The 24,558-nt window shown below is 70.3% G+C and carries 24 protein-coding genes and 2 pseudogenes; 12 read left to right on the top strand and 14 right to left on the bottom strand.

The window, feature by feature from the left end:
• Window positions 1–7 precede the first annotated feature (7 nt).
• The 4 genes from ACVHNB_RS18490 to ACVHNB_RS18505 form a co-directional block, all read right to left on the bottom strand.
• The gene (locus ACVHNB_RS18490) at window positions 8–679 is read right to left on the bottom strand and encodes a hypothetical protein (RefSeq protein ID WP_456228648.1); all 672 of its coding nucleotides are present in this window, start codon (window positions 677–679) and stop codon (window positions 8–10) included.
• 203 nt (window positions 680–882) lie between these two features.
• Window positions 883–1,761 (bottom strand): ATP-grasp domain-containing protein, encoded by an 879-nt coding sequence (locus ACVHNB_RS18495; protein ID WP_456228649.1) that lies wholly within the window; start codon window positions 1,759–1,761, stop codon window positions 883–885.
• A gap of 111 nt (window positions 1,762–1,872) precedes the next feature.
• Window positions 1,873–2,379: a DinB family protein gene (locus ACVHNB_RS18500; RefSeq protein WP_456228650.1), complete on the bottom strand. Its 507-nt coding sequence runs from the start codon at window positions 2,377–2,379 to the stop codon at window positions 1,873–1,875.
• Between the two features lie 189 nt (window positions 2,380–2,568).
• Window positions 2,569–3,399 carry a hypothetical protein gene (locus tag ACVHNB_RS18505; RefSeq protein ID WP_456228651.1) on the bottom strand — a complete coding sequence of 277 codons (831 nt, stop codon included), beginning with the start codon at window positions 3,397–3,399 and terminating at the stop codon, window positions 2,569–2,571.
• A gap of 780 nt (window positions 3,400–4,179) precedes the next feature.
• On the opposite strand from ACVHNB_RS18505, the pseudogene ACVHNB_RS18510 reads away from it, so the two are divergent.
• Window positions 4,180–4,410: pseudogene (locus ACVHNB_RS18510) on the top strand (NADAR family protein); the annotation flags it as partial.
• Between the two features lie 83 nt (window positions 4,411–4,493).
• A protein-coding gene (locus ACVHNB_RS18515) for an IS630 family transposase (protein WP_456228652.1) occupies window positions 4,494–5,590 on the top strand; the annotation gives its coding sequence in 2 pieces (ribosomal slippage) (window positions 4,494–4,955 and window positions 4,958–5,590; 1,095 coding nt in all).
• Window positions 5,591–5,651: 61 nt separating this feature from the next.
• On the opposite strand, the gene ACVHNB_RS18520 is transcribed toward ACVHNB_RS18515, so the two are convergent.
• Complete coding sequence (locus ACVHNB_RS18520) at window positions 5,652–6,245, bottom strand: TetR/AcrR family transcriptional regulator (protein WP_456228653.1); 594 nt, start codon at window positions 6,243–6,245, stop codon at window positions 5,652–5,654.
• Window positions 6,246–6,404: 159 nt separating this feature from the next.
• Between ACVHNB_RS18520 and ACVHNB_RS18525 the strand changes: the two genes are divergently transcribed.
• A complete protein-coding gene (locus ACVHNB_RS18525) occupies window positions 6,405–7,355 on the top strand; it encodes an alpha/beta hydrolase family protein (protein ID WP_456228654.1) in 951 nt (316 codons plus the stop codon).
• 160 nt (window positions 7,356–7,515) lie between these two features.
• Here the strand turns inward: ACVHNB_RS18525 and ACVHNB_RS18530 are convergent, their stop codons facing one another.
• The 4 genes from ACVHNB_RS18530 to ACVHNB_RS18545 all read right to left on the bottom strand — a co-directional run bounded on the left by ACVHNB_RS18530 (window position 7,516) and on the right by ACVHNB_RS18545 (window position 11,003).
• A complete protein-coding gene (locus ACVHNB_RS18530) occupies window positions 7,516–7,851 on the bottom strand; it encodes a hypothetical protein (RefSeq protein ID WP_456228655.1) in 336 nt (111 codons plus the stop codon).
• A 193-nt stretch (window positions 7,852–8,044) separates the two neighbouring features.
• Complete coding sequence (locus ACVHNB_RS18535) at window positions 8,045–8,668, bottom strand: HAD-IA family hydrolase (protein WP_456228656.1); 624 nt, start codon at window positions 8,666–8,668, stop codon at window positions 8,045–8,047.
• A gap of 33 nt (window positions 8,669–8,701) precedes the next feature.
• Window positions 8,702–9,700, bottom strand: coding sequence for an LLM class flavin-dependent oxidoreductase (locus tag ACVHNB_RS18540; protein ID WP_456228657.1), 999 nt, complete (start codon window positions 9,698–9,700; stop codon window positions 8,702–8,704).
• Window positions 9,701–9,803: 103 nt separating this feature from the next.
• A complete protein-coding gene (locus ACVHNB_RS18545; RefSeq protein WP_456228658.1) occupies window positions 9,804–11,003 on the bottom strand; it encodes an MFS transporter in 1,200 nt (399 codons plus the stop codon).
• A gap of 89 nt (window positions 11,004–11,092) precedes the next feature.
• Here ACVHNB_RS18545 and ACVHNB_RS18550 point away from each other — a divergent pair, with 89 nt between their 5' ends.
• The 5 genes from ACVHNB_RS18550 to ACVHNB_RS18570 all read left to right on the top strand — a co-directional run bounded on the left by ACVHNB_RS18550 (window position 11,093) and on the right by ACVHNB_RS18570 (window position 16,576).
• Window positions 11,093–11,854, top strand: a complete 762-nt coding sequence (locus ACVHNB_RS18550) for a DeoR/GlpR family DNA-binding transcription regulator (RefSeq protein WP_428950022.1) — start codon at window positions 11,093–11,095, stop codon at window positions 11,852–11,854.
• Between the two features lie 165 nt (window positions 11,855–12,019).
• Window positions 12,020–12,865, top strand: a complete 846-nt coding sequence (locus ACVHNB_RS18555; RefSeq protein ID WP_428950021.1) for a PP2C family protein-serine/threonine phosphatase — start codon at window positions 12,020–12,022, stop codon at window positions 12,863–12,865.
• A gap of 173 nt (window positions 12,866–13,038) precedes the next feature.
• On the top strand, window positions 13,039–14,040 hold the full coding sequence (locus ACVHNB_RS18560; RefSeq protein ID WP_428957420.1) for an MASE1 domain-containing protein: 1,002 nt from the start codon (window positions 13,039–13,041) through the stop codon (window positions 14,038–14,040).
• 223 nt (window positions 14,041–14,263) lie between these two features.
• Window positions 14,264–15,859, top strand: coding sequence for a DUF4041 domain-containing protein (locus tag ACVHNB_RS18565; protein WP_456228659.1), 1,596 nt, complete (start codon window positions 14,264–14,266; stop codon window positions 15,857–15,859).
• A gap of 138 nt (window positions 15,860–15,997) precedes the next feature.
• Window positions 15,998–16,576, top strand: a complete 579-nt coding sequence (locus ACVHNB_RS18570) for a hypothetical protein (protein ID WP_456228660.1) — start codon at window positions 15,998–16,000, stop codon at window positions 16,574–16,576.
• Window positions 16,577–16,643: 67 nt separating this feature from the next.
• Here ACVHNB_RS18570 and ACVHNB_RS18575 read toward each other — a convergent pair whose 3' ends face one another.
• Window positions 16,644–17,126 carry a MarR family winged helix-turn-helix transcriptional regulator gene (locus tag ACVHNB_RS18575; RefSeq protein WP_428950018.1) on the bottom strand — a complete coding sequence of 161 codons (483 nt, stop codon included), beginning with the start codon at window positions 17,124–17,126 and terminating at the stop codon, window positions 16,644–16,646.
• A gap of 111 nt (window positions 17,127–17,237) precedes the next feature.
• On the opposite strand from ACVHNB_RS18575, the gene ACVHNB_RS18580 reads away from it, so the two are divergent.
• The gene (locus ACVHNB_RS18580) at window positions 17,238–17,987 is read left to right on the top strand and encodes a dienelactone hydrolase family protein (protein WP_456228907.1); all 750 of its coding nucleotides are present in this window, start codon (window positions 17,238–17,240) and stop codon (window positions 17,985–17,987) included.
• A 111-nt stretch (window positions 17,988–18,098) separates the two neighbouring features.
• On the opposite strand, the gene ACVHNB_RS18585 is transcribed toward ACVHNB_RS18580, so the two are convergent.
• Both ACVHNB_RS18585 and ACVHNB_RS18590 read right to left on the bottom strand, forming a co-directional pair.
• Window positions 18,099–19,247, bottom strand: a complete 1,149-nt coding sequence (locus ACVHNB_RS18585; RefSeq protein ID WP_428957418.1) for an RNA polymerase sigma factor — start codon at window positions 19,245–19,247, stop codon at window positions 18,099–18,101.
• 16 nt (window positions 19,248–19,263) lie between these two features.
• Entirely contained in the window at window positions 19,264–19,671 is a 408-nt protein-coding gene (locus ACVHNB_RS18590; protein ID WP_428950017.1) for a YciI family protein, read from the bottom strand.
• A gap of 399 nt (window positions 19,672–20,070) precedes the next feature.
• Between ACVHNB_RS18590 and ACVHNB_RS18595 the strand changes: the two genes are divergently transcribed.
• The gene (locus ACVHNB_RS18595; RefSeq protein ID WP_456228661.1) at window positions 20,071–20,724 is read left to right on the top strand and encodes a DUF4232 domain-containing protein; all 654 of its coding nucleotides are present in this window, start codon (window positions 20,071–20,073) and stop codon (window positions 20,722–20,724) included.
• Window positions 20,725–20,751: 27 nt separating this feature from the next.
• On the opposite strand, the pseudogene ACVHNB_RS18600 reads toward ACVHNB_RS18595, so the two are convergent.
• Window positions 20,752–21,425: pseudogene (locus tag ACVHNB_RS18600) on the bottom strand (TetR/AcrR family transcriptional regulator).
• 181 nt (window positions 21,426–21,606) lie between these two features.
• Between ACVHNB_RS18600 and ACVHNB_RS18605 the strand changes: the two are divergent.
• On the top strand, window positions 21,607–22,569 hold the full coding sequence (locus ACVHNB_RS18605; protein WP_428950015.1) for an NAD(P)-dependent alcohol dehydrogenase: 963 nt from the start codon (window positions 21,607–21,609) through the stop codon (window positions 22,567–22,569).
• Between the two features lie 168 nt (window positions 22,570–22,737).
• Here the strand turns inward: ACVHNB_RS18605 and ACVHNB_RS18610 are convergent, their stop codons facing one another.
• Window positions 22,738–23,697: a DUF4232 domain-containing protein gene (locus ACVHNB_RS18610; protein WP_456228662.1), complete on the bottom strand. Its 960-nt coding sequence runs from the start codon at window positions 23,695–23,697 to the stop codon at window positions 22,738–22,740.
• 266 nt (window positions 23,698–23,963) lie between these two features.
• Between ACVHNB_RS18610 and ACVHNB_RS18615 the strand changes: the two genes are divergently transcribed.
• Window positions 23,964–24,470, top strand: coding sequence for an Asp23/Gls24 family envelope stress response protein (locus tag ACVHNB_RS18615; protein ID WP_428950012.1), 507 nt, complete (start codon window positions 23,964–23,966; stop codon window positions 24,468–24,470).
• Window positions 24,471–24,558 lie beyond the last annotated feature (88 nt).

Below are 24,558 nucleotides of genomic sequence, written 5' to 3' on the forward strand. Positions count from 1 at the left end.
CCGCGCCTCAGATGTCCCTAACGCTCTGGATGATGCGGGTGATGATGGTCGCGGCCTGCGGCGGGTGCTCCTCCAGCCAGGTGCCGAGGTGCTCTCGGACGGCTGTCTCCATGCAGGAACGTACAGAAGTGTTGCTCAGTCCACCCCGTGTGGCCCCATGAAACTCCGGGCTGTCCACCTTCACCGAGACGACCGCTGTCAGACCTTCGCTGACGGAAGCGGAGCTGAGATCGGCGTCGGCTGTCGACAGCAGGCGCATCCTCCGCGCACAGGCGTTGATCGCAGCGGTCACCCCGCGCCGGAAACCCTCCAGGTGCGTGCCGCCCTGAGGAGTGGATCGGCTGTTGGCGAAGCTCCGGACGTGCTCCTGTCGGGAGGTGCACCACCTGAGGGCGACCTCCATGGTGGCCGCCACCTGTGGGTCTGACCGCTCGAAGTGGATCACGTCAGTGTGGAGCGGTGTGCGTGTCTCCGCGTCGAGGAAGGCCACGGGGGAGCGTGCCCCGTCCGGGAAGCGGAAGCTTTCCGACCGTGGCCGGCCGGGATCATTCTCGTCGCGCATGGTGATGGCCAGGTCCCCGTTCAGCAAGGCCAGTTCCCTGAAGCGTTCTGCCAGTGCGGGAAAGGAGAGCTCTGTCGACCCGAAGATTTCGGGGTCGGGCCGGAAGGTGATGGTCATCCCGCTCTGGGGCGCCGGTCCTGCGGCGCTGGGCGGGGCGAGCGGGACGCCACGCACATACTCCTGGACCCAGCACACGCCGTCGCGCTTGACCTCGGCCGTCAGGTGGCTCGACAGGGAGGCTGCCGATTCGGGATCGTCGTACGCCCCTCGGAACGGACCACGGCCGGCACACCTCTGCGGACGGAAGCAAGCCGGCAGCGTCAGCTCCGCTGCGACGTCAACAAAGGCTCCAGAAGCAGCCGTTGAGCCACGGTCGCGGGCAAGTCGCTGACCTGACCGTCCCCGACCTCCACGACGCGCCACACGCCGTCGGAGCGCAGGGCCAGATCCGTGGTGACGAAACGGCAGCCGAGGGCGCGCACCAGCGGTGCCACGTGGTCGAGTTGCGGCACCAGCCGCGAGGCCCCGTCCCCGTACGCGTCCGGATGCGCGGTTGTCAGAGCCGGGCTGCCGTCGATCCACCACACCCGGACTTCGTCGCCGGTGAACTCCTCGAAGGTGCGCAGGACGATCCCTCCGGCGAGGAACTCCTCCTGCAGCTCGACGAAGTTCCGCACCACGGCGGCCAGTTGCTCCGTGTCGGCGGCGTCGGGTACGAAACAGGCCTCGTCCCACTCATGCTTGCGGGACTTGACGTAGTCCTTGACGACGACGGGCCCAGAGCCAAGGGACGCGGCGAGCTCGGCGAGGCGCGCGGCCGGAAGGGCCTGTCCTGGCTGTGCCGGGAGCCAGACGCTGCGGGGCGTCACGGCAGCGAACGTCGCGTACCAGCCGGGCAGTTCATGAGCCCTGCGGTACTGCAGTGCGTCTGTCGCCAGGGTGGTGCCGCGCTCGGCCAGCGCGTCTTCCAGTTCGGCGTAGCGACTGCTCGGCAGCATCCAGCCCCGGTACCAGAGCGGGCCGGCACCGCGTGGCACCCTGGCCACGGCCTCGCCGGCACCTCCCTGCATCAGGGCGTCATGATCGATGAGTGCGACGTCACGGCCCAGGACCTCGGCCGCTTCGACCACGGCCGCGAAGTGCGGGTCGGGCAGACGCGCCCGGAGCGGGTCGCGGCACGTCAACAAGGCAGCCGTCATGGGCGCAGCTTAGAGGCCGTCCCCATAGGCGAAGATGCCGGCCTGGTCGACCCGCTCGGTGTTGATGCGCCTGCCGTTCGTGGGTCACCTGAGATCGGGCGAGGCAGTGCGTCATCTGCCGACGGCACCGTCACTCCGCTCACGCAGGATGTCGGCGTGACCCGCATGGCGAGCCGTCTCCTCGATCATGTGCACCAGCACCCACCGCATCGATCGCACCATGTCCGCTGCGCCTGCCGCCCGAGCACTCGGATGGTTCAAGTCGGCACAGCGCTCGACGATCTCGTTGGACCGTTCGATGGCACTGCGATAGCCAGTGAGGAGACTGTCCGCGCTGTCCCCCTCGGAGAGGTTCATGCTGAAGTCCGGATGCTCGATATCGGCCCCTTCGAAGGCCCAGGCGAACCAGTAGAGCTCTGCTGCCGTCAGGTGCTTGACCAGGCCGAAAACACTGGTGCCAGAGGGCACTCCGGGCGCTCGTCCGTGCCCGTCGTCAAGGCCCTGCGCCTTCGCGGCCACCGCTTCACGGACGTAGTTCAAGAACGCGAGCAATGTCGATTTCTCGTCGGAGTCACCGTCAGGCGGGCCTACGTCGCGGTGTTGTTGAGTCTCTGGCACCGAGGGCACACCAGCTTGATCCACTTTCGAAGCACACCCCCGCGGCGGGCACTAACCCGTCGCCCCGTCGCCCCGTCGTCTGGCCATGGCCATCGCGTGAAGTGGCGCGGAGACGGACGCCGTCATGGTGCCGGTACAAGGCCCACAAGGGCGGAGGACAGGCCGGCCGGGCCCCGCCGGTCGTCGGAATCAGTGCTCGTCGGGCGGGGATTCCTCAGCCGCGTCGATCGCCATATCCGCATCCTCGCCCAGGTCGAAGACGCTCTCACGCAGTGCCTGGATCACGCCGTCGAGCTCGGCCACGCCGTGCATCAGCCGCTGGTGCGCGGGCCCCTCGCCGATCATCGCGGCCGTGCCGTGCAGGCTCAGCCCGGCGTCGAAGATTCGCCGCACCACGCTCTGACGCAGATCAGCGGCGATACGGTCCCGTTCCCGGGCCAGGGACAGCTCGCGAACCTCGGCCTGCAACGCCGCGTTGGCCACCTGGGAGCCGCTGATTCGGTCCCGCAGTCCATGAGCGGCCACCGCGATCAGCACGCTGAGCGCGCTCCAGAGCAGCAGCCGCCTGCCGACCACGGCTCCGGGCGTCGCCTGAGCGACCGACGACACCGCCTGGACCGTCACCACCGCCACCACCACGCACGCCGACTCCCACCGGCGGCGGAACAGCACCGACCAGATCAGCGGGACCAGCAGTACGAGTCCCACGCCGGAGGCCACGCCCGATGCGAGGATCAGTTCCAGGACGGAACCGGTGTAGAGCAGCGGCACCAGAACCGGCGTCCACGCCGGAAGCCGCTGCCACGGCAGGAAGAAGGCGCCGACGCACACAAGCAGGAGCCCGACGCTGACCCAGTACTCCAGCCAGGACTGCATGTCGATGTCCGGCACCAGGACGCTGACCGTGGCCACGACGGCGACGAGCGCGAACGGACCGGCCCGCAAGGCCAGTCCGGGCTGTTGGAACTGCCGGCCGACGGAGTCGCCGTCGGTTTCGTTCAGCGCCTTCCAGGGATCCATCGGTGACTTCACAGCACACCCCCGTCGGGTCGGAGCACTCGAAGCCCCCACCACAGGGCAAGTACGGCCGTGCGCATCGTATCGACGTACACCGATGTCATACAGGGAGGCAGCTGCGAAACCGCTACGCGCTGGCCTGGGCCGTTGACCGGTACGACAGCGCGCTACGGCACTGCGCCGACCACGCCCGGCCGGACTTTTGAAGCGGGCGTTCCAAGCGGTAGGAGCCGTCAGCCGTTGTGCGCGGGCCGCCGCCGTGACCGGGGGAGCTGTTCAACGCGCCGGGTTGTGGGGGACGTCAGGCGTTCGGAGTGCCTGGCGGCGGGGGAGTGGGTGCGGCCCAGGGGCGGGCGGCCCGGCGAGGCGCGTCCCGAGGCGGAACGGCGGGCGGCGGAGGCATGGGAGGCGGCAGGTCCACCACCGGCAGCACCGGACCGGACCACCTGCTCGCAGCCGGGCCACCGTCCTCTCGGCGCGACGCCGCGCGACCGGGCCGTCGTCACGCGCGAACACCAGGCGGAACCTCGTATGGGGAAGCCGCTCCGCGGTCGCCGGCCCGTACCCGAACGGGTACCCCACCAGCTCGACGCGTTCCCGCCCCGCGGGAGCGACGACATCGGGCTGCACCACGACAGAACCCTTACACCCCCCCCGAGCCTCGCTCGGCTACTACAACTACCGCTACCGCTTACTACAACTACCGCTACGACGAATGAGACTGAGACTCGTCCTCGACGGACGCTGCGCCACAATCACCGGATGATCGGCAAACGCAGAACTGAACACTCCCGGACCGCCGTCATGACGCGTCTGCTGCGCGCCAAGTACGAGCAGCACCCTCAGCTCGCCGAGATCCTGCTGGCCACCGACGACGCCACCTTCATCTACGACGACATCGACTCGGCTTTCTGGGGCGACAACGCCGGCCGAGGGCGCAACTGGACGGGGCGTCTCCGCGAACTCGTTCGCCCCGAACTGCACCTGCGGCGAGCCGAGATCCCGGGGTTCTGACCTGACCAGGCCGGACCTACTGATCTGTTCGGGGTGTTGTCGGGAGGGGTGACGGGCGGTGATTCCCGCGGTAGGCCGGTGGTATGCGGTACGCACAGGGCGGTGGACTGACCGCCGAACGGCAGCATTTTCGTGAGCGGATTCGCCTCGAGGCCGGGGAACGGTTCGAGCGGGGTGAGAAGAACACGGTGATCGCGAAGGAACTGCGGGTCAGTGTGCGCTCGGTGGAGCGCTGGCGGCGGGCCTGGCGCCAGGGCGGGACCGCCGCCCTGACCTCGGCCGGGCCGCCGAAGCTGCCCAGGGTGAGCGATGACCGGTTCACCGAACTGGAACAGGAGCTGGCCCGGGGGCCGGCGGTGCACGGCTGGGAAGACCAGCGCTGGACCCTGGCGAGGATCCGCATACTGATCTTCCGGCTATTCGCCCTGGAGGTCTCGCCGGCGGCGGTGTGGCGGCTACTGCACCGGCACGGCTGGTCCTGGCAGTCACCCGCCCGCCGGGCCGTTGAACGCGACGAATCCGCGGTCCATCTGTGGAAGAAAAACGTGTGGCCGCAGGCGGAATGACTGCGGCGGCGCTGGGCGCCTTCCTCGTCTTCGAGGACGAGGCCGGGTTCGGGATGACCCCGACACGGGCCCGGACCTGGGGCCGGCGCGGGCAGACGCCGGTGGTGCGGGTGCGCGGCCGGTCCTGGCGCCGCTATTCGATCGCCGCCCTGTGCTGTTACCGGCCGGGCGAGTTCTCCCGGCTGATCTACCGGCCCCGCCGGCACCGCAAGCACCCCGGCACGGGACGCAACAGTTTCGCCTGGACCGACTACCGCGACCTCATCGTTCGCGCCCACATCCAGCTCAAGGCTCCCATCGTCCTCATCTGGGACAATCTCAACACCCACCGGACCGCCGGGATGCGCCAGTACGCGGCAGGCCACGACTGGCTCACCATCGTTCATCTGCCCTCGTATGCCCCGGACTTGAACCCGGTGGAGGGCGTCTGGTCACTGCTGCGGCGCGGTCCGCTGGCCAATGTCGCCTTCACCGACGACGACCATCTCGAACACACCCTCCGCCGCGGCCTGCGGCACATTCAACGCCACCCCGAACTCATCGACGGCTGCCTCACCGGCACCGGACTCAAACTGACTCACTATCCGACGACAACACTCCGAATAGGTCAGTAAGCAGGCAGGCGACCAGCGTGACGCTCCCTCGCAGGCCCGCCCCCTGCCTCGTGCACCACCGTCATACGTCGAGAGGCCGCCTGAGCCCCTGCAGCAACAGCTCGATCATGCGCCGCGGGCTGTAACGGGGATCGGTCTCGCGCCCGATGCACAGGTTCCCGATGCTGCGCATCACCTCGAAGGGCTCGTAGCCGTCCCGGATCTCACCGGCCTCGACGGCCGCGTCCAGCAACTGACCGCACACCGGGACGAGACGGTCCAGGAAATGCGTGTGCAGGGCGGCGAAGCGGCTGCTGTCGGACTGCAGCGCGTCAGCCAGGCCGTGCTTGGTGACCAGGAAGTCGACGAACTGGTCCACCCACCGCTGCAGCGCCTCGAAGGGGCTGGCGCAGTCGGCCAGGAGCACCGGCCCGGCCTGCGCGCATTCCTCGATCTGGTGGTTGTACACCGCGGTGACGAGGTCGGCGCGGGTGGGGAAGTGGCGGTAGATGGTGCCCATCCCGACACCCGCCTTGGCGGCGATCTGCCGGATCGGGGCGTCGACTCCCGACGTGACGAACACGTCGGCGGCCGCCGCGAGCAAGATCTTCTGGTTGCGCTGCGCGTCCGACCGTTTGCCGCGCGCCCCTGCCTGCGCGGGTTCGGGGGGCGTCATCCCCGACTCCTTCCTGCCACGGGTTGACAAAGCGGAACGCTGCTCCGAATATGAAATGGAACGTCGCTCCGCTTGAATGGTACGCCACGCGGAGCCTGCCGTCCTCTTGCCGCTCCTGCTCTGTGCGCGGCAGCGCCAACACACGGAAGGGGCACCTTCATGTCCTCCGCCACCTTCGACCCCGACGCCCCGGTCCTGTCTTACAGCCCGGTGACTTTCCAGATCCCCGGTCGTCCCGTCAGCCTCCAGGTCCGGGTGACCGCGCCCGCCGCCGGCGGCAACCTGCCGGTGATCCTCCTCTCGCACGGGCACGGAGCATCCAACAATCTGTCCTCGCTCAACGGGTACGCACCGCTGGTCAACCAGTGGGCCGCGGCGGGATTCGTGGTCATCCAGCCCACGCACCTCAGCTCACGGACCCTAGCCGCGAAGCTCTCCGACGCTCCCGGCGCACCCTTCTTCTGGCAGTCCCGTGCGACGGACATGAGCCACATCCTCGACCACCTCGGTGAGATCGAGAACGAGGTCCCCCAACTGGCCGGTCGCCTCCACCGCGACAACGTGGCGGTCTCGGGACACTCCCTGGGCGGCTTCACTGCCGGCCTGCTCCTCGGCGCCACGGTCACGGACCCGGACACCGGTGAGGTGGTGAGCTTCCTGGAGCCCCGCATCAAGCAGGGCGTGCTCCTCGCGGCCCCCGGCCGAGGCGGAGAGGACGTCCTGACCGGATGGATGGCGGCGCAGGTGCCGTTCTTCCACGGCATCGACTTCTCCACCATGGCAACGCCCGCGCTCGTCGTGGCCGGCGACAAGGACGACTCCCAGCACTTCACCTCGGTCGGCCCCGACTGGCACGCCGACCCCTACCGACTCGCACCCGCACCGAAGGCCCTGCTCACCGTCTTCGGAGCCGAGCACCTCCTCGGCGGAATCTCCGGCTACGACGCCCAGGAGACCAGCGACGAGAACCCGGAGCGGGTGGCAGCCGTGGCCCGCCTCAGCGCGGCCTACCTGCACAGCCAGTTCCGGCCCGGAAGCCTGACGTGGGAGGCCGCGTGCGCGGAACTGGCCGCCGGCACCGCACCGTTGGCCGGTGTCGAGTCCAAGTAGCGCAACTCCAGCGGGCCAGGGCGCTGTTCCAAGAGTGACGCCACGCCTCTCGGGTGCCGCGCAACCGGATGCTTCGGCTCTGATCCGGCAATGCGAAGGCGAGTTGGAGCCGGTTCCGTCGGAACGGGTTCCCCTATCCGCACTATTTGCCCTATCCGTCCTATCCCTCCTCCTGTGCCGGCTCGCCGCGGCCGATGGTCATCGACCACGTCATCGTCGAGGGTGCGCTGACGGAGACCGTGCCGTTCTTCTCCGCGCCGGAGACGTCCAGTTGGTTGTACGTGGTGCGGACTTCGCCATCGACGCAGGCGAACGAGAAGGTGGACCGCAAGGGCTCCAGGTCCACCTTCATCTCGCCCTTCCCCTTGCGCCTCACCGCGACGACAAGGGCGTTCCCCTTCTCGCCACCTGGGAAGGCGAAGATGCGGCCTCCGCGTGTCTCGCCTTGGCGCGCGGCGAGCGTCTCTCCCGGCTCCAGCTCCGGCGCGACCTTCACGGGGATCTGTTCAGAGCTTGTGGGAACGGGGGAGCTCGACGTCTTCGATGCGGCGTGGACGGTCGCCCTCTTCGCGGCTGCGTGATCGTCGGCGTGATCGGTCGTGCAGGCTCCTGTCAGCGGCAATACGGCCGCCGTCAAAATACTCCCGGAACTACTCCTACGCCTCGTGCGGCGGTCGAATCCGTGGCGGTCACGTGGTGCCGGTCGGCAGCCAGTTGTCGACGGCGGCTGCCAGCTCCTCCCGTCCCGTGAAGGCATGTCCCTCCATGCCGATGGCCCGCGCCGCGCCCACGTTCTCCTCGCGGTCGTCGATGAAGAGGAAGTCCGCGGGTGCGGCCTGCAGGGCGGTGACGCAGTGGTGGAACGCTGCCGGGTCCGGCTTCGCGGCACCGATCTTTCCGGAGAAGGCGACGTGGTCCAGTTCGTGCAGCCAGGGCTGCGCGGTGAGGAAGACATCCGCATGGTCCGACGGGATGTTGGACAACGGGGCGACCTCGGCCACGTCCCGTAGCGAGCGCACGTAGGCGACCATGCGGTCGTCGACGCGTGACCAGCTGTCGATGTCGGTGAGCCGCAACTCCTCGATCGTGTCGGCGTCGTGGGGGAGCGACAGCGTTCGCAGTACGGCCGTCCAGTACGCGGACGCGGAATGCCGGCCGGCGTCGTAGGGCGGGCGGCAGGCCCAGTAGGCCTCGGTGAAGGTGCGCGTCGGTGCGTGGCAGCGGGCGGCCATCTTCTCCAGGGCGCCCGGGCGCTGGTGGCGGGCGATGACCCCGAAAAGGTCGAAGAGGACGATGTGTCGGTCGGTGGGCATGGCGGCAGGTGCCTCCGTGTCTAAGGGGTCGGCTCAGGAGCGGGGGTCCAGGACGCGCGCGAGCGAGTCGAGGCACGCCGGGGCGTCCGGGCCGGTCGGGGCGAGGACGACGCTGGTCGCGCCTGCCGCGTGGCGGGCCCTGATCGCTTCGCGTGCCTGGCCGGGCGTACCTGCGATGCTCAGCTGTCGGACCCAGGCGGCGGGCATGGTTCGCGCGAACTGCTGGGCGTCGGCGCAGGCGGCACGGTGCTCGCGCAGCTCAGCGGCGAACGGCAAGGGGGCGATGTGCGCGGCCCAGTCCGGCTCACCGATGACGCTCAGGGCGTCCCGGACGCGCGCGACGGCTGCGCCCTCGTCCTCGTCGACGGCGGCGGCGTCGTAGGTGACGACGTGAGGGGTGCCCGCGTCGGACGGGCTGCCCAGATTCCGTAGCGAGGCGGCGACGTAGGCGGGGGCCGCGGGCTCGGCGAGGAGCAGCCCGTCGGCCACCTGGCCCGCGGCGGCCTGTGACTTGGGGCCGCGCACGCCGAGGACGACCGGAGGCGCGACGTCGGGTGTCTCGGTGAGGACGACGCCCTCGCAGCGCACGTAACGGCCGCCTGCCGGACCGGGCTCGCCGCGCAGGAGCAGGCGCAGCGCGGTCGTGTACTCCTTGATCAGCGTCAGGGGGCTGTCGGGCCAGGCTCCGGCCTGCCGCATCCAGTCGGGCATTCCGTGGCCGATGCCGGCGATCAGCCGGCCCGGAAAGAGCTGGGCGAGGGTGGTCAGTTCCATCGCGGCGAAGCACACGTTGCGGGCACCGGCGGGCATGATGCCGATTCCGACGGTGATGCCGGTGGTGGCGGCGAGGATGGGGCCGGCCTGGGCGATGCCGCCACGCCAGCCCAGGTCCTCCACCACCCAGATCTGGTCGAACCCCAGCTCTTCTGCTCGCCGGGCGAACGGCAGCACCTCCCTCACGGGCAGGTCGCGGGGGAGCAGGACACCGACACGGCCACGCGTGGAAGCGGTGTCTGTCTCGGGCAGGGGCATCGAGGGCTCCTTGTGTCGGGCGGTGATTTCTGGCGTACGGCCCGGTCGGCCGGGGCGGGGAGCCTGCGCGGCACGGGGGTCAGGGTCCGTGCCGCACAGGCGGTCAGAGGCTGCTCGGTGCCGGCTCGCGCGTGCGGTCGGATCCGGTGCGCAGGATCCCGGCCGCCGCGGCAGCGACCGCACACAGCAGGATCAGCAGTACGAAGGTGTGGTTCAGGGCTACGAGATGGGTCAGCCAGCCGATGACGGCGGGGCCGGCCAGCATGCCGACATAGCCGAGGCCGGCGACGCGCGAGACGTTGGCACCGGCAGCGGCGGGGTCCGCATGCCCCGCCGCGCTGAACAGTTGAGGCACGCAGCCGGACAGCCCCAGACCGAACAGCGCCCACCCCAGGAACGCGGCCCATGCCCACGGGGCGATGGTCACGAGCGCGATGCCGACCGCGGCCACGGCCGAGCCGTGACGCAGGACGGCCACCGGCCCGAACCGGGCCGCGAGCCGGTCGGCGAGCAGCCTGCCGATCGTCATCGTCGCCGCGAAGGTGCCGTACGCGAAGGCGGCGGTGCTCGCGGGCGTGCCCAGGACGTCCTTCATGTGCAGGGCGCTCCAGTCGTTGGCGGCGCCCTCGCACAGCATGATCATGAGCGCCAGGGCGGCGAGAACCCAGATGCGTCCCGGGGCACCGTCTCGCTCTGCCGCCGGTGCCCGCTCACCCTCGGCCGAGCCGGAGTCGGCAGAGGGCGGCGCCGACGGCAGCAGGGCGCGGCTCGCCGCCAGTGCGGTCACGATGCCCAGGGCTCCCATGGCGCCCATGCCCGCGGCCGGGCTCAGTCCGGCGCTCGCGGCAGCCGCACCGACCAGCGCGGCGATGACGCCGCCGACCGAGAACGTGGCGTGGAACGCCGACATGACGGGCCGGCCGTAGGCCTTCTCCACATGTACGGCGTGGGCGTTCATGCTCACGTCCAGGCAGCCGTTGCAGAACCCGAAGACCAGCAGAGCGCCGGTCAGCGTCCAGGCGTCCCGGGAGAGGCCCGGCAGCACCAGGGTCGCGCCGCACAGGACACCGGAGGCCGGAACCACGACGCGCGCGCCGAGCCGGTCGGTCAGCCGCCCGGCGACCTGCATGCCGATGAAGGCTCCCAGGCCCAGCAGCACCAACAGGCCTCCCAGCGTCGCGTGGCTGACGCCCACGCGCTCCTCGATGGCGGGGATGTGCACCACCCAGGCGCCCATGAGGGTGCCGCAGAGGATGAAGTAGACGAAGGTCGCCACACGGGCGGATCGCAGCGAATGTTCCATGCGGGAACCGTAACGAACAGATGTGGTGTTCGTAAACTGCCACTTCGAACACTTTGCATGTTCGTTCAAGGGTGGTGTTCAATCGCGGTATGAGCAACGCAGACCGGCACGGGCTGATCGCGCAGGCCGTCAAGGAGTCGGGCAGTGTCACGGTCCAGGAACTCGCCGAACTCACCGGTGCCTCGGAGATGACCATCCGGCGCGACCTCGACGCACTGGCCGCGCAGGGTGTCCTCGAACGGGTCCGCGGCGGGGCGCGCACGCTGCTGCTCAGGGGCGAGGAGCCGCCGTTCGCGCTGCGCTCCCGCGAGGCCGTCGATGCCAAGCGGCGGATCGCGGCCGAGGTGGCCTCGCTCATCGCCGACGGCGAGACCGTCCTGCTGGACAGCGGCACCACCTGCCTGGAGGTCGCCCGCCTGCTGAGAGGGCGGCCGGTCACCGTGATGCCGTTGTCCCTGCAGGCGATCCACTCGCTCAGCGACCCTCCGGGCACGGCCGCGCTGATGGTGCCCGGCGGACGGCCCCGCGCCGCGGAAGGTGCTCTGACCGGCCCTCTCGCGCTCGCCTCCCTGGCCGCGCTGCGCTTCGACACCGCTGTCATCGGCTGCTGCGGCCTGAGCGCGGCCGAGGGCCTGACCGCGTACGACCTCGACGACGCGGCCGTGAAGAAGGCGAGCATCGCCTCCGCGCGCCGCGTCATCGTCGCCGCCGACGGCACCAAGCTCGGCCACACCGCCTACGCCTACGTCGGGCCCTCGGCGGACCTGCACACCCTCGTCACCGACACCGGGGCACCCGCCGGCGAGGTGAGCGCGCTCGAAGGCGCCGGAACCGTCGTCAGGGCCGTCTGACAAGGCCGGTACGCGAGCGCGGCGCCCTGTCGCAGGGCCTGACAAGGTGCGATCGCCGTCACCTGCGGGCACAGTGGACGACAAATTGCGCCGATGCCGCGCGCAGTGGAGGACCGGAAGACCGACGGACCGACGCGAGGGGTTCTCGTGGAACCGGAGTGACAGATGTTCCGCACCGGGGAGGCCGACGACGGCGAGGAACTGCTTGCCAGGCTCGGGGCGCTGACCGCCCGGGCACGGGAGCTGGCGGAGATGCAGCGTTCCCGGGTCGAGCTGGCGGTGGCGCTGCAGCGCGGCATGCTGCCCCGGGACCTTCCCAGCCCTCCCGGCGTCCGCCTGGCCGTGGGTTACATGCCGGCCACCCACGGGCTCAACGTCGGGGGCGACTGGTACGACGCCTTCACGCTGCCCGAGGGACGCATCGGCCTGTCCATCGGCGACGTACAGGGACACAACATCAAGGCGGCCGCATTCATGGGGCAGGTCCGCGTGGCGCTGCGTGCGCTGGCCTCCGTGACCGGAGACCCGGGCGAGCTCCTCGGCCGTACCAACGACCTCTTGATCTCCCTGGGCGCCGACCTGTTCGCCACGTGCACCTTTCTGCGCCTGGATCCGGCCACCGGCCTCCTCGAGTGCGCGAGAGCCGGGCACATTCCCCACATCTGGGCCACCGCCGACGGCCGCTCCGGTGTCGCCGAAGGCGAGGGCGGTCCGCCGCTCGGCGTCCTCAGCGGCGCCGAGTACCCCGTCGCCCAGTACCGGCTCACCACCGGTGGAGTCTTCGTCCTGCTGACCGACGGAGTGGTGGAGGGCCCGTCCTTGAGCCTCGACGACGGCCTGCGCCAGGTGATGCGGCTCGCCGAGGTCACCGTCGTCGCCGGCCTGGGCATCGACGCCCTCGCCAACGGCGTGATGAAGCTGGCCGAGACGGTGGGGCATGAGGACGACGCCGCGGTCCTCGTCGTAGGCCACGACAGCGGTCCCTCGTGGCGGCGCCGACCGGACGCTTGAGGGGGCCGGGAGGCCGTCCCGCGCGGGGCGGCTGCGGCGGACGTGACGCACGTTGCTGCTGGTCCCTGAGATAGCGCCCGATCCGGACCCGGACAGGGGCGCTCGTATGGCCGAGAAGGTGCGGCCGGTGTCTGATTGCTGCTGTGTTGGTGACTCGGCGGTTCCGGCTGCCCATGGAGGCGGCCCTGAGCACGCTGGCCGTGGCCGCCTGCTATTACGTGGTCGGGCGCCTCGGTCTGCTGGGACGACTCGTCGTCGAAGGCGTGGTCGTCACACCCGTCTGGCCGCCCACCGGCGTGGCTGTCGCCGCGCTGCTGGTCTTCGGCGTGCGGGTGTGGCCCGGGATCGCCTTCGGCTCCTTCTTCGTCATCATGTCCCTCACCACTCCCCAGGCCACCACGCTCGTCACCGTGGCGGGCAACACCGTCGCGCCGCTCTGCGCCTACCTCCTGCTGCGCCGCGTCGGTTTCCGGCCCGACGTCTCACGGCTGCGGGACGGGCTCGCCCTCGTCTTCCTCGGTGGACTCGGAGCCATGCTGATCAGCTCCACGACGGGGGTCGGGTTACAGCTGTGGACCGGGGAACTGGACAGCGGAGACTTCTGGTCCGTGTGGCTGGCCTGGTGGGTGGGTGACGCGATGGGCGTCCTGCTCGTCACCCCGCTCCTGCTCCTGCTCGCGGGACTGACCGGCCCCTTCCGGGCCGGGCGCTGGAAAGAGGCCGTGTGCCTGGCCCTCGCGACCTCGGTGCTCGTCCCGCTGGCCGTGTTCAGCCCGATGAGCTTGCTCTACCTCATCTTTCCCCTGCTGATCTGGGCCGCGCTGCGCTTCCAACTGGCCGGAAGCATGCTCTGCGCGCTGTTCGCGTCCGTGCTGACCACGTTCGAGGCGAACGAGCAGCGTGGCGCGTTCCTCCACCTGTCGGCCATCGAGGTCATGGCCAAGCTCCAGGCGTTCAACGGCGCCGCCGCTCTCACCGCCCTGCTGCTGTCCGCCATGGTGACCGAACAGCGCGCCACCCGACGTTCCGTGCAGCGTGCTTGTCAGGAACTGGCAGAGGTCCTCGATCATCTCGCCGCGGGCGATACGATGCCGGGCCAACCCACCAAACCCGCCCCCGGCATCGACGCCGACGAGGGCATCCCGCCGGCGACGGGCAGCCACCGGGACAGATGAGCGGGCGGCCCCGACCGGCTCTCCGGCCGTCGGCCCAAAGGTTCACAGGTCCCTGGTCTCTGGTCCATGCACCCGTAGGCCCCGTTCGGGAGGGGCCGATAGGTCGCGGTGGGGCTGACGAGTCTGGCGAGAAACTGATGTACGTAAGTTGTGGATGAGATGTAATGAAGAGGTGTGAGCAGTGTGCTCACGCCTTTGCTGCTCACGCAGGAGTCGCACCACCATGGCTTACCGGTTCAATCCGCCGCCCACCTGGCCCGTACCGCCTCAGGGCTGGGTGCCCCCGGCGGGCTGGCAGCCCGATCCGTCCTGGCCCGTACCCCCGGGCTGGCAACTGTGGATCCCGGAGCAGGCCCAGGCGACCCCCGCTCCCGTCCCGGCCGCATCCCCCTACAGCACGACAGACACCGGTGCGTCGAACGCCGGCGGCCTGTTCGGCCGTCGCCGCAAGCAGGCCGAGGCGGAAGCCGCGCGCCTTTCGGACGAGGTGGCCCGCGCCGACGCCCGGGCCGGTCAACTGGAAGAGGACAACCGGCACCTGACGCAGCAGCTGGCCGGCCTGCTGGGCGCCGACAGCGCGCAACTCGTCGCCGAGCAGCAGCGCTTGCAGCGCGCGCACGACGAGAAGGTCCAGGAAATGGCCCGGATCGACGCCCTGCTGGACGCCAAGGCCGAGCACGCCGCCGAGCGGGCAGCCCAGTCGCTGATCGACGTGCGTCGCCAGGCCGACACCCTGGCCCAGCAGGCACGTCAGGCCGAGCAGCAGGTCGCCGCCGCACAGCATGCGCTGGTGCAGACCGAAGAGACCCGGATGCTGCAAGAGGCCGGCATCTACACCTATCGGCACCCGCTGGCCGACGCGCTCGCCTACAAAGCCCGCCTCGACGATCTCAAGTCCCGCTACCAGCAGCTCGCACGGAACGACCGTGCCGTCCTGGGCAACCAGAACTGGATGGTCGACGGTTCGGCGGCCAAGGGCCGCAAGATGGTCCGCGACTTCTCCAAGCTCATGCTCCGCGCCTACAACGCCGAGGCGGACAACGCGGTGCGCGGCATGAAGCCCCACCGCCTCGGCTCCCTCGTCGACCGGCTGACCAAGACCCGGGACACCATCGCCCGGCTCGGCACCACCATGCAGATCCAGATCAGCGACGACTACCACCGGCTGCGCGTACAAGAACTCGAACTCACCGCCGACTACCTGGCCAAGAAGGAAGCCGAGAAGGAAGAACAGCGCGAACTGCGCGAGCGTCAGCGCGAGGAGGAGCGTCTCCAGCGGGAGATCGAGCGCGAGCGCCAGCGCCTCGACAAGGAACGCCGCCACTACGAGAGCGCTCTGCGGCGGCTGCGCGCGGGCACCGCCGACGCGGCTGCTATCGCGGAACTCGAAGGCAAACTCGCCGAACTGGACGCCGACATGGCGGCAGTCGACGCCCGGGAAGCCAACATCCGGGCCGGCTACGTCTACGTCATCTCCAACATCGGAGCCTTCGGCGAACGCATGATCAAGATCGGCATGACCCGTCGCCTGGACCCCATGGACCGCGTGAACGAACTGGGCGACGCCTCCGTGCCGTTCCGCTTCGACGTCCACGCCCTCGTCTTCAGCGAGGACGCTGTCGGCCTGGAACGCCACCTGCACCAGGAATTCGAGGCCCAGCGCGTCAACCGGGTCAATCTGCGCCGCGAGTTCTTCTACGCCACCCCGGCCGAGGTGCGCGACGCGCTGGCCCGACTGGCCGGACAGCATCTCCTGGAATTCCAGGACACCCCGGATGCGCCGGAATGGCGGGCGAGCCAGTCACCAGCGAGGAATTGAGGTTCCACGTCACTTCTCGGTCCCCGGAGCGACCCCGCGCTGAGGTTCGGCCGCGCCTCGGCCTCCGTCGTCACCCGTGGCGATGAACGCCGAGCGCGCCGCCCTCACGCGCACTGCCCCGACGGGCACAGTGGGCGGATGCGCCGCCCACTCCTGTTCGCCCTGCTTGCCGCAGCCGTGCTCGCGACCGGATGCACCACCGTGGGCCCGGACGACGCCAACCCGCCCCGGCGGGTCGGCCAGTTCGCGCCCGAGCAGGGAGGACAGCCCGCCCCCGTGCGACCCGTCACGTCATGGACCCCGCGCCAACCGGCAGCCCGCGAGGCCCTCGCGGACACGTCCACGGGCAAGTCGAAGGAGCAGCGTCAGCAACATCAGAAGAAGTCGAAGAAGTCCGACAAGCCGAAGAAGTCGAAGCGCGCGGCGAAGTTCCACGAACCCGCAGCACGGCCGGATCGGCACGTGGCCGAGCACTCCGTACGCCGTCCGGCTGCCCGGCACCGCACTGCGCCGACCGCGCCTCGCAGGCACCGGCCCGCCGCCCGGCCGCCGGTGCGCCATCAGACCCCCGAGCACCGTCCGGCCCCGCCGCGCCACCACCAGGCCCCGCGACCGCAGCCCCGTTCCACCTACGACCTGCGCACCGTGTGTCAGTGGGGCGATCAGATCGGCATGGACCCGTCGTTGTCGACCGCCTGTCATCAGCGGAGCCGGTGAGGGCAGGCGGCCGTCACGAGGGCCTGCGTCAGTCGTGCCTTCAAGGTCGCGTAGCGGCTACGAGGAGTCAGGAAGCGCCGGTGTGGTGGTCCAGCAAGCGGGAGAGCAACCGCACGAACTGGTCACGTTCGGCGGGGCTCAGCGGCGCGAGCAGTTCGTCGTGAAGGTCGTCCAGGACTCCGTCGAGACGGCGTAGGCGACGACGGCCCGGGCCGGAGATCGTGATGATGTTGCGGCGCTGGTCGTCGGGGTCCGGCGCCCGCTCGACGAGGTCGCGCTCGGCCAGTTCGTTGAGCACGCCGACCATGTCACTGCGGTAGATACCGGTGCGACGACTCAACGTCGCCTGGCTGCAAGGACCGAAATCCTGCAATGAGGCGAGCACGGCGTAGTGCCACTTGCGGGCGTCCACCCGGGCCAGCCCTTCGTTGACCAGCCGGTCCGACCGCGTGGTCAACTGCGACAGCAGCCGACTCGCCCGTCGACGCAGCCTGTCGGGCGCCTTGGGGGCGTCGTCCTCGGGCATCTCCGTAGCTTCGGCTCTGCTCATGACGCTCATCCTACGCATTGTGTTAGTGGGACTAACGATGTACGGTCGCTCGCGCCGATCAGCGTTAGTCCCACTAACGCTGATCCGCGAACTACAGGAAGGAAGCCCGCCATTCCCAGCCAGACATTGCTGATTCCCACCCCTGACGGTCAGGCCGACGCCTACGCCGCCTTCCCCGACGACGGCGAGCGGCACCCGGGGGTGCTGCTGTACACGGACGCCTTCGGCATGCGTCCCGAGCTCACGGAGCGAGCCCGCGAACTGGCCGGGCACGGCTACTACGTGCTCGTCCCCAACCTCTACTACCGGCACGGCCCGGCACCGGTGGTCGAGCTTCCCGAGCACATCGGAGAAGACGTCCGGCCTGCGGTCATCGGCCGGTTGATGCCCCTGGTCCAGGAGCACACCACCGAACGCATCCTGCGCGACGCCACTGCCTACCTCGATTTCCTCACCACCCGGCCCGAGGCCGGCGCAGGACCGGTCGCCACGGTCGGCTACTGCATCGGTGGCGCCCTGGCGCTGCGCACGGCGACGGCCCACCCCGACCGGGTCGCCGCCGTCGCCGGTTTCCACCCCGGCTTCCTGGTCACCGACGCGCCCGACAGCCCGCACCGCTTCATCCCAGAGCTGACCGCCGAGGTCCACCTCGGCCTGTCGGGGAACGACATGTCGTCCGAGGCCATGAGCGAACTCGACCGGGCCCTGGAGGCCGCAGGCGTGCGCTTCACCGCCGAGACCTACCCCGGCACCGTCCACGGCTTCACGATGTCCGACACCGACGCGTTCAGCGCCTCCGGGACGAAGCGCCACTGGGACGAGTTGCTCGGCCTGCTGGACCGAAGCCTGGCCGACAGCTGAGGCCGGGGGGGCTCGCCGCCTCGCAGATCTCGTTGGCCGCGACCATCACCATCACCGTCACTGTCGTCGACCAAGGCCGCAGGGACGTTCGCTCCGCCGCGAAGTGGGCCGTCAGCGAGACCTGCCTGCGTTCAGCCGGGCGGCTTGCCGCGTCAGATAGTCGCGTTCGGCGAGGTTGGGAGCCTTGTGGGCGGCGTCGGCGTACAGCCGGGCCGCCTTCACCAAGTCGCCGTCGCGTTCGTGGAGATACGCCGCCACCGCGACGTAGCGGGGGAGCGAGTCGTCGTCCAGAGCCGCGAGTGCCGCGAGCCCGGCGCGCGGTCCGTCCGCCTCGCCCACGGCGACCGCCCGGTTGAGCCGGACGACCGGGCTGTCGGTCAGCCGGGCCAGCTCGTCGTACCACTCGACGATCTGCACCCAGTCGGTCTCCTCGGCGGTGGGCGCATCCGCGTGCAGGGCGGCGATGGCCGCCTGCGCCTGGAACTCGCCGAGCCGGTCGCGAGCGAGAGCGGCCTGAAGGATCGCAACGCCCTCGGCGATCGCGGTCGTGTCCCACCGGCCGCGATCCTGTTCGGCGAGCGGCACCAGGCTGCCGTCCGACGCTGTCCGTCCGGGGCGCCGGGCGTGGTGGAGCAGCATGAGCGCGAGGAGCCCCGCCACCTCGGGGTGGTCGATCGCCGCGGCGAGCTGCCGGGTGAGGCGGATGGCCTCGGCGGCGAGGTCGACATCTCCGGAGTAGCCCTCGTTGAAGACCAGGTAGAGGACGCGCAGCACGGTGGCGACATCGCCGGCCTGATCGAACCGCACGCCGGAGACAGTGCGTTTGGCCCGGCTGATGCGCTGCGCCATGGTCGCTTCCGGCACCAGGTAGGCCTGGGCGATCTGACGGGTGGTGAGGCCGCCGACGGCGCGCAGGGTGAGCGCGACCGCGGAGGCCGGGGTCAGTGACGGGTGGGCGCACAGGAAGTACAGCTGCAGTGTGTCGTCCACGTCGGACGCGGGCCCGGGCGCCGGCTCCTCGTCCACCAGGTCCTCACGCCGCCGACGGGTCGTATCGGCGCGGGCCGCGTCGAGGAACCGGCGCCAGGCCACGGTGATCAGCCAGCCCTTCGCGTCCCGCGGCGGGTCGTCCGGCCAGACCCGGACCGCCTCGACGAGCGCGTCCTGCACTGCGTCCTCGGCCGCCGCGAAGTCTGCTCCGCGGCGGACGAGGACAGCGAGCACGCTCGGGGTGAGGCTCCGGAGCAGGGCCTCGTCCATCTGAGTCACCCGGAGGTCACTCCGCGGTGGTGGAGTGCGCGCCCAGGAACGGGCGGACCTCCAGCCACTCGTGGATGGGCTTCCCGCCCGCGCCGGGGGCGGCCGACAGCTCGCCCGCCAGCTCGACGGCGCGCTCGTAGCTGTCCACGTCGATCATCATCCAGCCGGCGATGAGGTCCTTGGTCTCGGCGAACGGCCCGTCGGTGACCGGCGGGCGTCCCTCACCGTCGTACCGGACCCAGGCACCCTCGGGGGCGAGTGCCTGACTGTCGACGAACTCGCCGCTCTTCTCGAGCCGGGCCGCGAAGTCGTTCATGTACTGCACGTGAGCCGAGATCTCCTCCGGCGTCCACTGGTCCATGGGTGCGTCGTTGACCGAAGCCGGGGCGCCGCGGTAGTGCTTCAGCAGCAAGTACTTGGCCATGGTGTTCTCCTCGGTTCTGGTGCGACCCATTGTGGTCGCGCTCACCCCGGGGACGGAGCCGGACGCGGGTTCTTGACATCATCGGCGGAACTTTTCTGGAATTTCTGGCCCGATGGCCCGATGACGGGGCTCGGAGCCGCCTCGGCCGGGCGCGAACTCGGCCACGACCGCGCAACGGCGGATGCGGGCGGCGGTGACGCGATGGTTGGTTCGAGTGGAATCCCCCCCGGACTGTCCTGCTTCCCTGATCTTCCGTAACGGCCCGTCGACCCGCCTGTCACAGGGGCGTCTTGATCGAACTCCGGGCGCAACGGCTCACCGGAAAGTGCGTGTCCTATGAAACGACAGCGCCCCGCTCGGGCCGAACGAGCGAGGCGACATCGCTTCCCAGGAGTACCGATGCGCGTCAAGAAGATCTCCGCACTCGCCCTCGTCGTCACCGCCGCCGGTCTGTCGCTGAGCGCTTGCGGCGGCAGTGAGGGTGCGAGCGCGGCCACCGACACCAGCGCGTCCGCGACCGCCGACAGCTCCGCCGGCAGCCAGGACGCGACCTCGGATACTTCTTCGGGTTCCTCCGCAGACTCCGGTTCGGACGGCAAGGTCACCGCCCGGACCCAGTCCATGACGTCGGGATCGATGTGCAAGACCGACGACCTCGCCTTCAGCGCGGGTTCCGCAGGAGTCAAGAACGAGATCGTCGTCAACCTGAAGAACGGCGGCTCGGCCACGTGCAGCATGCACGGCTTCCCCGGTGTCCAACTGGTGGGCCCCGACGGGCTGGGTGACACCGGGCCGGACGCCGCCCGCACCGACGCCTCGGCGTCCACCGTCACCATCGCGCCCCGAGAGGAGACGCGCTTCCTGCTCCGGTACATCCCGGACACCAGCGGTTCCGGCAAGACGTACACCAGGCTCTCCGTGACCCCGCCGAACGAGACCGTCTCGGAGATCGTGAACCTCGACGGCCTGAACATCACCGTCCCCGCCTCCAGCGGGCACGCTCCCGACGTGTACGTCGACCCGATCGGCTACCACACGGGCTCCGGCAAGTGAGCCCGGCCGCGACGGGCCCGGCGCGGGTCACGGACTGCGGCGAGACCGGCTGGCAGCCACCGGCGAATGAGGGGGATGCGGCCGACGGGCCGTAGCGGTGCTGGGCAGCGCGGACAGAGCCAGTTCGCTGGGTGCGGGGAGTGCCGTGTGGCGAGGCGTCGCACGGAAGGCGTCAAGAAGGTAGGCCACCAGACGCCTTGACGCCGCGTCGTCCTCGGGGAGGGCGGTCACCAGGCCACCGTGCGCGACCAGCGCGACGATCAGGTCGGACGGGGCGAAATCGGGGCGCAGGGCCCCGGCGGCCTGAGCTCTGCGGATGAGACCGGTGAGGTGGCGCTCCGCCGCAGTCCTCGCCTCGGAGTGCTTCTGGGCCTGGCCCGGAAACGCGGCGAGGAAGCCTCCGGGAAACCCCGCTCCTTACGCTGCAGCCGGCAGAGTTCCTCCACCAGCAGGCTGAAGCCCCGCCAGGGATCCGCATCGGCGACCGCCCGGGTGAGGACGCCCGCGCACGCCGTCATCTGCTCGGCGAAAGCCTCCTGGACCAGGTCGTCGCGGGTCGGGAAGTGACGGTAGAGCGTGGCGACCCCGACTCCGGCACGACGGGCGACGGCCGACATGGCCGCGTCGATGCCCCGCTCGGCGAACACCTCGCGGGCGGCCGTGAGGATCCTGCGCCGGTTTCGACGCGCGTCCACGCGCAGCCCCTGACCGCCCTGCGGAGCGTCGCTCGCCGAGGCGTCGCCCTCGATCCGAGAGGAATGCGCGGTCACTGTCTCTCACCTCCGCCGTAACCGGACGATGTCGTCCGTTTGTCACCCTACGCTGCGCAAACAGCCGCCGGGGTGGGCCCGCCGGCTGGGCAGAGCAAGGGAGGCGGGAGCGATGGAGCCGACGATGAAGGCGGTGCTGTACGACCGGTACGGAGGCCCGGACGTCTTGCGCGTGGGTGACATCACCCGCCCGGCGCCGGGCCCCGGCGAGGTACTGGTCCGGGTACGCGCGTTCAGCGTGAACGGCGGTGAGCTGGCAGCCCGATCGGGCCGGGTGCGCTTCGTCACCGGACGCAGGTTCCCGCAGCGGACGGGGCTCGACTTCACGGGCGAGATCGCCGCGCTCGGCGCGGGGGTGACGGGCGTCGCGCCGGGCGACCGCGTGTGGGGCGTCATGGGCCGGACCTCTGGATTCGGCAGTGCCGCGGAGTACGTGGTCGTACGACCCGAGCGCCTCGGACTGGTTCCCGATGACCTGGACCTGGTGGAGGCCGCGGCGCTCCCGGTGGGCACCACCGCCGTCACCGCGCTTCGGGACAAGGGAGCGCTGCAGCCCGGCGAGCGCCTGCTCGTCCGGGGCGCCGCCGGCGGCGTAGGAAATGTCGCGGTCCAACTGGCCAAGGCGCGGGGCGCTCATGTCACCGCCCTGGCGCGGGAGACCAACCTCGACTTCGTCCGCTCCCTCGGCGCCGACGACGTCGTGGACCATCACCGGGTTCAGCCGCGGGAGTTGGGGCGCTTCGACATGGTGCTCGACACCGCGGGCACCGACCTTTCGGCCTACCGCAGATTGCTGAAGCCCGGTGGCCGCATGGTCACGATCGCCTTCGACCTCAGCCGCCCCATCGCCTCCCTCGGCTTCATCGCCGCGAGCACGGTGTACGGACGCGGCCGGGTGCGTTTCTTCAGCGGCAACCCCAAGCGGGCGTTGTTCGACATTTTGGCGCGGCACGTGACCTCGGGTGAGCTGCGGCCTTACGTGGACCGGGTGTTCTCGCTCGACGAGGTGGCGGACGCTCACCGGGCCTTGGAGGCGGGCGGGGTGCGCGGCAAGTATGTGGTGCGAGTCGATTAGAGTCCGCACCCATGTGACGGCCGTCGAGGGACTGGTCCCCCTACAGGAGTTCGCTTTCGGCGCCCGTGGGATCGCCGTCGGATGCGGTGCGGGTCGGGGACGCGATGTCCGTCGTCGTCACCTCGGTCGGCCGAGCGGAACGGCGACTGTTCCTCGCCGGCCCGCGTGCTAGCGCTCCGCCTTCGCCCAAGGATTGACGCCCAGCTTTCCAGTGGTTCCCAGGTCGAGGTTCGGGGTCACCGTCACCGGGTCGGCTCCGGCCTTCGCCCGGACCCGCACGTAGGGCACGTTCACCGGAGTACCGGACTGGGTGGTGTTGCGCCACACCAGGCCGGCGGTCGCCGACTCGCCGGGCTTGAGCGTGACGGACTGGGGCGGTCCGTCGGGCCCGGTGCCGGTGGAGATCTCGCCGCTGCCGTCGAGGATCCTGATGCCGTCGACGGGCTCGAAGTCGGCGTCCAGGAGCTCCAGTTGGGGGTAGCCCTCGACGGTGTAGTCGTGCGTGCCGCAGTTGTCGAGGTGCAGGCCCACGACGCGCAGCCCCATGGCCGCGTCGCCCTGGTCGGTGCTGACGCGGATCCCGGAGGCCGGGCAGGTGCCCGGCTCGGCCGGTGCCTCGTCCGAGGGGACCTTCGTCACGGTGAGGACCTTGGCCCCCGTCACCCGCGGCGCGACGGACGGCAGTGCCTCGGCGCGGACCGTGCCGCGCACGGTCCGCCCGGGACCGACATCCCGCACGGTCGCGGTCTGGCTGGTCACGGCCCCGCCGTCGCCGCTCAAGAAGCTGATGACGACCGTATAAGTCAGGCTCTTCGCGCCCTTGTTGGTGACCTCGTAGGCGGCAGTGGCCGTCGGGCCCGTGGAGAGACTGTCGGCGGTGACAGAGGTGCTGCGGGAGGGAGTGGGGGAGGCCGACGGGAGGGTCAGCGAGGTGATCCGTACGCCGTCCTTGCCCGGATCGTCGACCTGCGTGCGCGACGGTGTCGCGTCCGCTTCGGCGCCGCTGTGGCCGGCGCCGCCAGGGCGCTGCGTCCCGCAGGCGGTGAGCAGCAATGCGCTCGCGGCGAGAGCCGACAAGAAGGGGGCGGTCGCGGCGAGGGCCGGGCGGAGCGGCGTGGGTCTCGGCATCCGGTCATCCCATCATGGCGTCACCTGTGCGTGTGATGAGGGCCATCGACGAACGCCGCACCGCCGGTCAGCGCCCCCACAAGATCGCGTGGGCAGGCCCCGGATCGGGGTAGACGGCCCATAGAGGCCCGTCGGGGAACTCGTCTCCAAGTGCGTGGCGGGGCTCGGTGGCGGGTGCCGGGAAAGTTTCTGGATCTGGTGCGTCACAACTGTCCACGGGCGGGGTCCAAGCACACAGAACGTCAATACAGCAAGGAGATGTGGACATGGCGACGCAGCAGGTTGCGGCTCCTCAGCAGAAGACTCTTACGCCGAAGGTGGCCAAGCTTTCCGAGGCCACGACCGAGGTGGGCACGGGACGTTCGGGAGTGGACGAGCCGGCGTCCACGCGGGGCAAGACGGCGATCGCCGATGTGGTCGTGGTCAAGATCGCGGGTATGGCCGCGCGGGAGATCCCGGGTGTCCACGCGATGGGCGGCGGCCTGTCGCGCACGATCGGCGCCGTGCGCGAGCGCATTCCGGGCGGGCGGGCCAACGTGGGCCGCGGCGTGAAGGTCGAGGTGGGCGAGCGGCAGACCGCCATCGACATCGACCTGGTCGTAGAGTACGGCGTGCCGATCATGGACGTGACCTCGGACGTGCGGGAGAACGTCGTCCTCGCGGTCGAGCGGATCAGCGGTCTGGAGGTCGTGGAGGTCAACGTCACCGTCAACGACGTCCACCTGCCGGGCGACGACGACGCCCCCGCCACCGTCGACTCCCGCGTCGAGTAGACGTCACCAGGGCAGCCGCGCCCGACGCGGACACGATCAGCAGCCGCCCCGTCGCGGGGGCACACGAGTGGAGGCACGCGGGTGAGCA

This window comes from Streptomyces sp. YJ-C3, assembly GCF_053891275.1.